This is a genomic window from Brevundimonas kwangchunensis, from assembly GCF_039523815.1.
Lineage (GTDB): Bacteria > Pseudomonadota > Alphaproteobacteria > Caulobacterales > Caulobacteraceae > Brevundimonas > Brevundimonas kwangchunensis.
The window spans coordinates 59477-69706 of record NZ_BAAAGA010000003.1; the positions used below are offsets into that span (position 1 = coordinate 59477).

General features: G+C 71.7%; 10 protein-coding genes. 3 read left to right on the forward strand and 7 right to left on the reverse strand.

The annotated features are described in order from the left end of the window. A partial coding sequence (locus ABDZ95_RS07790) for a hypothetical protein (RefSeq protein WP_343792398.1) occupies positions 1-1518 on the reverse strand: 1518 nt, incomplete at its 3' end. A gap of 308 nt (positions 1519-1826) precedes the next feature. Here ABDZ95_RS07790 and ABDZ95_RS07795 point away from each other — a divergent pair. Continuing rightward, entirely contained in the window at positions 1827-2471 is a 645-nt protein-coding gene (locus tag ABDZ95_RS07795; RefSeq protein ID WP_343792400.1) for a prepilin peptidase, read from the forward strand. On the opposite strand, the gene ABDZ95_RS07800 is transcribed toward ABDZ95_RS07795, so the two are convergent. The 6 genes from ABDZ95_RS07800 to ABDZ95_RS07825 all read right to left on the reverse strand — a co-directional run bounded on the left by ABDZ95_RS07800 (position 2468) and on the right by ABDZ95_RS07825 (position 8113). Then, positions 2468-3829, reverse strand: a complete 1362-nt coding sequence (locus tag ABDZ95_RS07800; RefSeq protein WP_343792402.1) for a DUF6880 family protein — start codon at positions 3827-3829, stop codon at positions 2468-2470. The two genes, ABDZ95_RS07795 and ABDZ95_RS07800, sit on opposite strands and share 4 nt — an antisense overlap. A 3-nt stretch (positions 3830-3832) precedes the next feature. Beyond that, positions 3833-5275, reverse strand: a complete 1443-nt coding sequence (locus ABDZ95_RS07805) for an aldehyde dehydrogenase family protein (RefSeq protein ID WP_343792404.1) — start codon at positions 5273-5275, stop codon at positions 3833-3835. Positions 5276-5310: 35 nt separating this feature from the next. Next, the gene (locus ABDZ95_RS07810) at positions 5311-6228 is read right to left on the reverse strand and encodes an ROK family protein (RefSeq protein WP_343792406.1); all 918 of its coding nucleotides are present in this window, start codon (positions 6226-6228) and stop codon (positions 5311-5313) included. Between the two features lie 31 nt (positions 6229-6259). Further along, complete coding sequence (locus ABDZ95_RS07815; RefSeq protein WP_343792408.1) at positions 6260-6724, reverse strand: low affinity iron permease family protein; 465 nt, start codon at positions 6722-6724, stop codon at positions 6260-6262. 160 nt (positions 6725-6884) lie between these two features. Then, a complete protein-coding gene (locus tag ABDZ95_RS07820) occupies positions 6885-7613 on the reverse strand; it encodes a hypothetical protein (RefSeq protein WP_343792410.1) in 729 nt (242 codons plus the stop codon). After that, a complete protein-coding gene (locus ABDZ95_RS07825; RefSeq protein ID WP_343792412.1) occupies positions 7610-8113 on the reverse strand; it encodes an RNA polymerase sigma factor in 504 nt (167 codons plus the stop codon). Before ABDZ95_RS07825 ends, ABDZ95_RS07820 begins: the two co-directional genes overlap by 4 nt. Positions 8114-8222: 109 nt before the next feature. Here ABDZ95_RS07825 and ABDZ95_RS07830 point away from each other — a divergent pair, with 109 nt between their 5' ends. Both ABDZ95_RS07830 and ABDZ95_RS07835 read left to right on the forward strand, forming a co-directional pair. Next, the gene (locus ABDZ95_RS07830; protein ID WP_343792414.1) at positions 8223-9512 is read left to right on the forward strand and encodes a S8 family serine peptidase; all 1290 of its coding nucleotides are present in this window, start codon (positions 8223-8225) and stop codon (positions 9510-9512) included. A gap of 88 nt (positions 9513-9600) precedes the next feature. Next, positions 9601-10182, forward strand: coding sequence for a hypothetical protein (locus ABDZ95_RS07835; RefSeq protein ID WP_343792416.1), 582 nt, complete (start codon positions 9601-9603; stop codon positions 10180-10182). Positions 10183-10230 lie beyond the last annotated feature (48 nt).

Genomic DNA, 10230 nt, shown 5'->3' on the forward strand with positions numbered 1-10230 from the left:
GCAGGTCAGGCCGTCGCTGAGACCGCAGGTCCAGCCGCGCCACCAGACGTCCGACGCGTTCTGGACGGCGCCGATGTAGGTGGTGTTCTGGAAGTAGCTGTAGACCGAAGCAGCGGCGACCGGGGTCACGGCGTTCTCGTTGGCGCCGTTGATGAAGGTCAGCGACTGGTTGGTGATCGACGTGCCCGAAGCCGGAGCCGTCAGCGTCGAAACACCGTTGGCGGTGTTGTTGACGTTGCCCGCCGCCGTGAACACGGCCTGCGACCGGGCCGCGTTGGCCGGACGGTAGGCGGTGGTGCACGACATGAACACGCCGCGGAAGATCGGCGCCGAGGTCTGGGTGTCCGCGTCGGCGATGTCCAGGCAGCTGGCGACGGTGCCCGCGGCGTTGGTGAACACAGAGTTCAGGATGGTGGCCTGGGCGCCCGTGTCCAGGTGGACGACGGTGTGCTGGTCGGCAGCCGGGTTACGGCCGACGATGGTGAAGTTCGACACCTTCGGCTGCGACAGGTAGCGCGCGGCGTAAGGCGTCGCGGTCGGGGCGGCCGACCATTCGAAACCGGCCGAGCGGCTGGTCGAGGTCGGAGCGCGCTGGGTGACGATGGCGAACTGGGCGCCACCACGCCAGCCGGTGTCGGTGTCGAAGGCGTCGTCGTCGGCGCCGTTGATGACCAGGTGGCGCAGGTTGACGTTGCCGCCGAAGATTTCGATGCCGTCGTCCGAGCTGTTGTACGACTGGATGTACTCGACCGTGGTGCCCGAGCCGACGCCGGCCAGGGTCAGGGCCTGGAGTTCGTTACCGGTCGAGATCTCGAAGCCCGAGTACTTGATCTGGACGTAGCGCAGACGACCCGAGTTGTCGGTCGGCGTGCCGCCGCCGTAGAAGGCGCTCGTGCCCTCGACCTGACCCGTGCAGGTGATGGCGCCCGTGGTGGTGCAGTTGGCTTGCGGAGCGCGGCCGGCGATCACGATGCCGCCCCACTGGCCTTGCGACGTGGCCGAGGTCGTGCCCTCGACGTTCTGACGGCTGGTGAAGATGATCGGGTTGGTCGCGGTGCCTTCGGCGAAGATCTGCGAACCGCGGTTGATCAGCAGGTAGTCATTGCCGCTCGAGGCGAAGATGCGGACGCCGGCTTCGATGGTCAGGATGCCCTGCACGCTGCCCGCCGTCGGAGCCGTCGGGTCGATGCCGCGGTCGGTGCCGACCGAGGTGCGGCCGTTGATCGAGTAGATGGTGCCGGCGCGCAGCGGAACGGTCAGGGAACCGTCGATCTGTTGCGGCAGCTGGCAGGCGCGCAGGGTGCCGCCGGCGACCAGGCCGATGTTGGCGAAGCCGGTCGGGCAGTCGGCCGCCGGGGTGCCCGGGGCCGGAGGAGGCGTCGTACCGCCACCGCCGCCATTGCCGCCGCCGAAATCGCCTTCGCCGGGCGAAGCCACTTCTGCGCCGCCACCGCAGGCAGCGAGAGCGAGGGCGCTGGCGGTCAGCGCCAGCATGCTAGTCAGTCGAAGGCCGGTCATGGATGTCACCGTGTCTGGGGTCCTGAAGATCGTCAGACAGGTGAAAACAGGACGCACTGCCCCGTAGCGGTGGTGAAACACCTCCCCCTGCCCGGAGCCTTGACTAGAAGCGCTGTGTGACAGGGCCGCCGCCGAACTGTAACGGTTGCCCGGCGCTTTCATGAACTTGTTTTCGCTATTTTCTGAAAGACGTTCCCGGTACGGCGCGATCGTCACAAACCCGCGCTAGCGCAGAGGCCCGTCCTGCCTGATCCTGTCCGAATGGGCGCCGCCAGATCCGTGATCGACCAAGTATGACAACCGCTCCGATGACGGCTTACACCTTGACGACAGGTCTGGTGCTGACCGGTGCTCTGATCGGCCCGGTCACCGCCTGGATCAGCGTCTGGTTGCCACAGAAGGGGCGACCGGGAATCAGGCGCATCGCCGCGCTGGCCATCGCCGCCGCCATGGTTGGCGGATGGAGCGCCCTCGCCCTGCCCGCGCCCGTCGCGGCCCTGCTGACCGCGCTGCTGGGCTGGCAACTGCTTCTGCTGGCGGTGGTCGATGGCGAGAATTTCTGGCTGCCGGACATCCTGACCTGGACGCTCGCCGTCTCGGGCGTTCTGGCTGCCGTCATATTGCAGGACCGGGGAATTGCGGATGCGATCATCGGCGCCGTCGCGGGCTTCGCCGGCCTTTGGCTGCTGGCGTTCGTCTACCGGAAGACCCGCGGCCGACAAGGGCTAGGCGGCGGCGACCCCTTCATGCTGGCGGGCGCCGGCGCCTGGGTCGGCTGGATCGGCCTGCCCAGCGTGCTGCTGTGGGCCGCCGTCGGAGGACTCAGCCTCGTCGTCGCCCGCGCCCTCACCGGCCGCAAGGTGTCCGGGACCGACCGCCTGCCGTTCGGCGTCTTCCTCGCCATCGGCCTGTGGCTGACCTGGCTGCTCGGCCCGATCGGCCTCTGGCGCTAGCGCCAGACCGGCCGCTTGCGACTGATGAGGCCGTCGATTTCCTCGGCGAAGACGGCGTGCGACGGCTCGACGTCGGCGTTCGCCGCAAGTCCCTCCGCCTCGGACAGCACCGTGCGCAGCTCGTCGTCCATGCCGTTCCCCAGCCGCGCCAGCGCGCGCGCCCTCGCCCGCACCAGCAGCAGCGCCGCCTCGGGATAGCGCGCCGCCAGCCGCCCGCTCCACGGCGGCACATCCTCCACCGCCCCGCGCAGTTCGTCGCGCCGCGACAGCACCAGCTCCGCCGCCTCGCGCAAAGCGGGCCAGTTCATCAGGAAGCCCAGCCCCCGCATCACGTCCGGATGCCCCGCCGCAACGCCGAACGCGCGATCCAGCGCCTCGACGTCGTCGAAGTCCGCCAGCCCGGCGATGATCTCCCGCACCAGTTCGGGCGACAGGGTCGTGGCGAACAGCCGCCACCGCGCCTCGTCCGCCTCGTCCTTGCGTCCCTCGGCCAGCAGCACCGCGATCTCGGCCCTCAGCCATGCCTCGGGCGGCGGCTCCGGCGCGGCCTCCTTCCTCGACCAGCGCGAGGTCGGGGCCGTCGGTCGGGCCGCCACCAGCGCAGCACGCGCTTCCTCCGGCCGCCCCGCAGCCGCCAGCCGGCGCGCGATCTCCGACCCGACTTCCGGCTTCGCCCGATCGTCATCGGGCACCGCCGTCAGCCAGGCATCCAGATCGCCGCTGCGATCCGCCAGCTTGCGCACCAGCAGCGCCGCCCGCCCCGTCGGACGCGGACGCCCGGCGGTCAGGTCATGCAGCAGCCGACGGGCCAGCTCGGGGCTGAGATCGCTTGCACCACGCCCGACCCACGACGCCCATTCGGACAGCCGCGTCGACAGCGCCTCGCCCAGCACCGGCCCCGCCACATCGACGCCCGCCTCCGACGCCAGCATGGCCAGATCCGATGACGCCTCGTCGAACATGAGGGTCATCTCGCCCTTGGGGTCCGACACCCGCGTCCGCAGCGGCACATACAGATCGAACCACGCCACCAGACGGTCCAGCGCTAACCGGGTATCCAGCGGCGCCAGCCGCTCAAGGATCACCCGCCGGATCGCCCTCAGCTCCGTCAGCAGCCCCGGCCGCTTGCGCCACGACACCTTGGCCCGGCTCTCGGCCAGCGAGACCAGCCTCTTGTCCAGCTCCAGCGCCAGATCGCCCGCCCCGACTTCCGCCGACAGCTCCATCCGCAGCCGTCGCTTCAGGGCCGCATCCCCGGTCGCGAACTCGATCAGCAAACCGGCCAGCCGCTCGGCGCCGAGCGTGGCGAGGTTGGCCTCCGAGACGGTCTTCTTCGGCTTGGGCGCGGCCTTCGCCATTCGTCAGCCCGCCGTGTAGGACGTCTTGATCTGGGTGAAAAAGTCGACGGCGGCGAAGCCCTGCTCGCGCGCGCCATAGCTGGACTTCTTCGTCCCGCCGAACGGCACGTGGTAGTCGACCCCGGCGGTCGGCAGGTTGACCATCGTCATCCCCGCCTTTGCCCGCCGCTGGAAGTCGCGCGCGTGCTTCAACGAGCTCGTGACGATACCGGCGGACAGGCCGAACTCGACGCCGTTGGCGATCTCCAGCGCCTCTTCATAGGTCTTCACCCGCACGGTCGAGGCGACAGGCCCGAAGACCTCCTCGTTGTTGATCCGCATGTCGGCCGCAGTGTCCACCAGCAGGGTCGGCTGCACATACCAGCCCGGCGTCTCCAGCTTCAGCCGCTCGCCGCCCTGGGCCACGCGCCCGCCCTCGCTCGTCGCGATGTCGATGTAGCGGTACGAGGTCTCCATCTGCGCCTCGCTGACCGCCGGCCCGACCTGGGTCGACGGATCCAGCGCCGGCCCGACCTTCAGCGCCGCCAGACGCTCGGACAGGGCCGCGACGAAGCGGTCGTGGATGCCCTCCTGCACGATCAGTCGGCTCGACGCCGTGCATCGCTGGCCGGTGGCGAAGAAGGAGCCGTCCAGCGCGATCTGCACCGCCCGGTCCAGATCGGCGTCGTCCAGCACGATCAGCGGGTTCTTGCCGCCCATCTCCAGCTGGACACGCGCCTGTCGCGCCGCCGCCCCGGCCGCCACGCCCGCGCCCACGCCCTGCGAGCCGGTGAAGGACAGGCCGTCCACGTCCCTGTGGTCCACCAGCGCCTGCCCGACCCGGCCGCGGCCGATGACCAAGTTCAGCACGCCCTTGGGCAGCCCCGCCTCATGCAGGATCGCCACCAGCGCCTCGGCCGTCGCCGGGGTCGGGCCAGCGGGCTTGATCACCACCGTATTGCCGAACGCCAGCGCCGGCGCCGCCTTCCAGGCCGGAATGGCGATAGGGAAGTTCCACGGCGTGATCAGGCCGAACACGCCCACCGCCTGCCGATAGGTCTGGATCTCCACGCCCGGCCGCACCGAGGCGAGGTTCTGGCCGTGCACGCGCAGGGCCTCCCCCGCGAAATACTTCAGCACCCGGCCGGCGCGGACCGTCTCGCCGATGCCCTCGGCCAGGGTCTTGCCCTCCTCGCGCGACAGCAGGGTCCCGAGCGCCTCGCGGCGCTCCATCAGCAGGGTCCCGGCGCGGTCGAGGATGTCGGAGCGCACTTCGGGCGAAGCTTCCGACCACGACGGGAAGGCCGCCTTCGCCGCGGCCACGGCGGCGTCCACTTCGGCGACATCGCCGTCCGGATGCCGGGCCACGACCTCGCGTGTGTCGGACGGGTTCAGCCCATCTGTCGGCCGCGCCACATCGACCCGCTCGCCGTCGATCCAGTGCGAGAGGTTCAGGGCGTCGGTCATGGGCGGTCTCCGGAAGTTCAGCCCCTCTGGTAGCGTCACCTGCCGCCATTCTCCAGCGCCGTCAGCCCGACCGCGATCGCGCCCAGCGGCCCGGCCCGGTCGCCCAGCGCCGGCGCGCGGATGAAATCGTCGATGATCGGGCTCAGCGCCGGCGTCGCGCCGTAGCCGGCGAGGCTCTCCACCACCGCCTGACGCAGACGCGGGAACAGCCACGGCTGGCCCGTGGCCACCCCGCCGCCGATCAGCACCCGCTCCGGACAGGCTGTCAGCACCAGATTGTGGATCAGCCCGCCCAGCGCATGCACCGCCATCGCCCAGGCCGGATCGTCCGCGTCCAGCTGCTCCGCCGGCCGCCCGGCCCGCGCCTGGATCGCCGGACCGGACGCCAGCCCCTCCACGCAGTCGCCGTGATAGGTGCAAAAGCCAGGCCACGCATCGCCTGCCAGTCGGCCGACGCGCAGATGCCCCAGCTCCGGATGCCCCAGCCCGCGCACGGCCCGGCCGTTCACGACCACGCCCGCGCCGATCCCGGTCCCGACGGTGATGTAGACATGATTGTTCAAGCCCTGCGCCGCGCCCCAGCGCCCCTCGGCCAGCGCGGCGCCGGCCACATCCGTGTCCACCGCGGCCGGCACGCCGAAGCCGTCCATGAACCGGGTCAGCGGCGCTTCGTCCCAACCCGGCTTGGTCGTGCCGACGATGTGGGCATAGCGGGTCGAGCTTGGGTCAAGGTCGATCGGCCCGAAGCTGGCCACGCCGATGGCGGCGAATCGGGTGTCCGCATGCCACCGCTCCAGCGTCGCCCGGATCGCGCCCAGAGTCTCATCCGGCGTCGTGGTCGGGATCCGCACCTCGTCACGGATATTCTCGGGCCCGGACGCGAGGATGCAGACGCATTTGGTGCCGCCCAGCTCCACGCCGGCGACCAGCGGAGTTTCGATTCCCTCGGTCATGCCCCACCCTGCGACAGGCGAGGGCTCCCGGCTAGCTCTGCCCCTGCCCCGCCTTGCGCCGCGCCGGCTGCGCTTTCTTAGGCTGCGCCGACTCGACGTCCTTCTGACTCGCGCCCTTCTGTTTCTTCCGCGTCTCGCGATGCAGGGCCAGTCCGCGCTCCTCGACCTCCTCGAGGATCGCGTCGAGCTCCTCCTCCGTCAGATGCTCGATGCCGATGAAACGCCGGTTGGCGTTGCGCTGGGCGAACAACAGCTCGTCCAGCTTGGCCTGCATGGCCGCCCCATCGCGGTTCTGGGTGTTCTGGATCAGGAACACCATCAGGAAGGTGATGATGGTCGTGCCGGTGTTGATCACCAGCTGCCACGTCTCGTTGAACCCGAACACCGGCCCGGACACCGCCCACACGACGACGATCCCGACGCAGGCGATGAAGGTCCACGGCTTGCCCGCGACCTTGGCCGTGGCGGTAGCGAAGCGGACGAACAGCTTTTCCATGAGCCCTGAACGGCCACGCTTGGACGGGGTTCCTGCGTCGCCTTGCCGGGACAATGCCGATGTCCGGTCCCGACCCGTTGCGGACACTCGCACCGTTCGTTTCCGGTCTGACGACTGAGCATTACCCCAGCCCCGACTCCACCACCGACAGGGCGCGACCCTACCGCCACCCCGCCTCCCGCGCGGCCCGCTCCTGCGCGGGATCCAGCGCCGGTTCGGCCATGACCGCATCGACCGCCGCAAGAACCGCCGCCGGGGTTTCGCTCGACGCCATGCGGACTTCTCCGCCGGCCGGGCCGCTACGGGCCAGCGCCTCGATCCGCCAGGCGTCGCCGTCGCGGCAGGCGAGGCCGGCCATGCCCGCGCCCGCGTGGTCGAAGGTCCGGCACCAGCGCTGCTCGCCGTCCCGGAATGTCAGACCCACGGCGCGGCCGTCGCCGTCCGGCCCGTCGGCGGCCAGTCCCGTGTCCAGCACCCGCACCAGCGCCGCCTCCGCCACCACGCCCTCGCGCGTGACCAGATCGCCCGACCCGCCCGCGCCCAGCGCCGGCCCCAGCACCACGCCCGCCACGAAGCCCGCGACCGCCAGTCCGGCCCACAGCCCGGCCTTGCGAGGCGCGAACGCCTCGCCCAGCCGCGCCCACAGGCCGGGACGCGTCTGCCCGGAGCCCTGCCCCGCGATCATCCGCGCCAGCGCCTCGTCCCGCGCATCCACGGCCGCCGGGAAGGCCGCCCGCGCCGCGTCGCGCAGCGACCGCATCGCCGCCAGCCGCCCGGCCAGCGCGAGGTCGCCCGCCACATCGGCGTCCAGCCGCGCGCTTTCGTCGGCGGTCATCTCGCCGTCGACCCGGCGCATCAGCGCCTCGTCGGTCCAGTTCGTCGCGGTCATCCTGTCACTCCCTGGGCGGCCAGGGTCTCGATCAGACTCTGGCGCCCCCGCACGAGGCGGCTCGTCAATGTTCCGGCCGGCACGCCCATGACGTTCGCGGCCTCCGCATAGGAAAGGCCGTCGATCAGCACCAGCGCCACCGCCAGCCTCTGGTCGTCCGGCAGCGCCCGGATGGCCTCCTGCACGGCCAGGGCGTCGGCCCTCAGCGCCTCGCCCGCGAACGCCGGATCGGCCACGCGCGCGTCGTCCTCACTTTCGGGCGACACCACCTTCGCCCACCGCTGCAGCGAGCGGCCATCGTCGATCGCCAATCGTCTCATGATGGTGAAGGCCCAGCTGTCGAGCCGGGTCCCTGTCCGGAACTGTCGCCGCTGCGCGAGCGCGCGCTCGACCGTCTGCTGGACGAGATCCTGCGCATCCGCATCACGGGCCCGCAGAACCCGGGCAAGCCGGCGAAGGCGCGGCAGAAGCTCCACCAGCCCCGTCTGAAATTCGTCCAAGCGCGATCCCCGTTCATACGGGATGAAACGATCCGGCCCGGACGTTTCATCCCTTGGCGGCAAGAAACAAGTCCGCCATGCAACAGAGGTCCGTAACGGAGACGCCGCCGTGTCGTTCAATCGCTCCCTGCTGATCGCGCTTCTGGCGGTCCCGGCGCTGCTGGCCGGCCCCGCGGCGGCGCAGATCGCCCTGCCCTCGACGCCCAATCTGCCGGTCGGCGCGCCCGACCTGCCGCTGGAGCGCGGAACGCTCGGGCGCCTGCCCGGACAGGTGGTCGACCGCGCGCTTCAGGCTCCCGCCGGCCTGCGAGACCTGATCCGACACTCGAACGGCGCCCTGCAGGCCGACCCGCAAGGCTGGCCTGTGGTCACGGGCGAGGTCGTCGCCGTCGGCCTGTCCGCCCAAGGCCAAGCCGCCGCGCTCGAGGCCGGCTTCACCATCCTGAGGGAGGAGCGGCTGGACGCGCTGGACCTGTCCGTCGTCGTCCTGTCCCCGCCTCGCCGCCTGCGGCTGGACCGCGCCGTCGAGCGTCTGAGCCGGCTCGACCCGGATGCGGAGATCACCTTCAACCACATCCACGGCCCCGCGGGCGTCGTTACGGCCGCCCCGAACACTGCCCCGGCCTCCCCACCCCCGCCTGCCCTCCAGTCCGGCGCCGCGCTGGGCCTCATCGACACCGGCGTGAACGAGAACCACCCGGCCCTCGCCTCCGGCCGCATCGTCCAGCAGGGCTTCGCCGGCTCCGCCCGCGCGGGCGCACACGGCACGGCGGTCGCCTCCCTGATGGTGGGCCGCGCCGGAGCCTTCAGCGGCGCCGCCCCCGGCCGCGCGCTTCTGGTCGCCGACATCTATGGCGAGGACCGCGCCGGCGGCTCGGCCACCGCCCTGGCCCGCGCCCTCGCCTGGATGGTCGAGCAGCGCGCCGGCGTCGTGAACATCAGCCTCGTCGGCCCGCGCAACGCCCTCATCGAACGCGCCGTCGCCTCGGCCCGCGCGCGCGGCCTGACGCTGGTGGCCGCCGCCGGCAACGACGGCCCGGCCGCCGCGCCCCTGTTCCCCGCGTCCTACGAAGGCGTCATCGGGGTGGCGGCGGTGAATGGAGCCGACCGCATCCTGCCGGAGTCCGCCCGCGGGCCGCAGATCGACCTCGTCGCCCCCGGCGCCGACATGGCCGCCGCCAGCGCCTCGGGCGGCTATGTCTCGGTGCGCGGCAGCTCCTTCGCCGCCCCGATCGTCGCCGGCCTGATCGCGCGCGAGGGCTCGGTCCAGGCCGTCGCCCGCACGGCGCAGGACCTCGGCGCCCGTGGACCGGACACCACCTTCGGCGCGGGCCTCGTCGGCGCCGACCTGCGCGTCGCCCCGTCCGCCGTCGACGCCCGCGGCCGCCTCGCCCGATAAAAAATCTCACCGGCCGGGATGAATCCCGAACGACCCGTCGTTGGACCCTGTGAGGGCGATATCGCCCGCAACACTCGGAGAGACGACCATGAAGAAGATCCTGATGACGGCGACCATCGCTGCGGGCCTGGCTCTGGCCGGTGCGTCGCAGGCGCAGGTTCTGGGCGGCTCGGGCGGCCTGACGGGCGGTCTGGGCGGCCAGGTCGGGGGACAACTCGGCGGCGGACAGCTGGGCGGCCAACTGGGCGGCGCCGGCTCGCTGACCGGAAACATCGGCTCCACCGTTGACGGCTCGCGCCTGACCGGCGCCGCTGACCAGACCCTGACCCGCGCCGAGCGCCGCGCCGAGCGGGCCCGCGCCCGCGCCGAGGCTGTCGCCGCCCGCAACCAGCAGCGCGCCGAACGCGCCGCGGATCGTGCCCGCAACACCACCGCCGGCGCCGTCGCCTCGGCCAGCGGACAGGCCAACGGCCTGATCGACAGCGCCGCTACGAGCTCGGTCTCGGGTCAGGCCTCGGGTCAGGGTGACGCCAGCGCCCAGGGCCCGCGTGGCCGCAGCGCGGATGCCAACGCCAACGCCGGCGGCTCCGCCTCGGCCGACCGCAACGGCGCCTCGGTCTCGGCCAACGTCGGCACGGGCGCGAGCACCAGCCCGCGTCGCCCGAACTGATCCACCGCCTGCCTCTGTCTTGCGGAAGGCCCGGTCTCCCGACCGGGC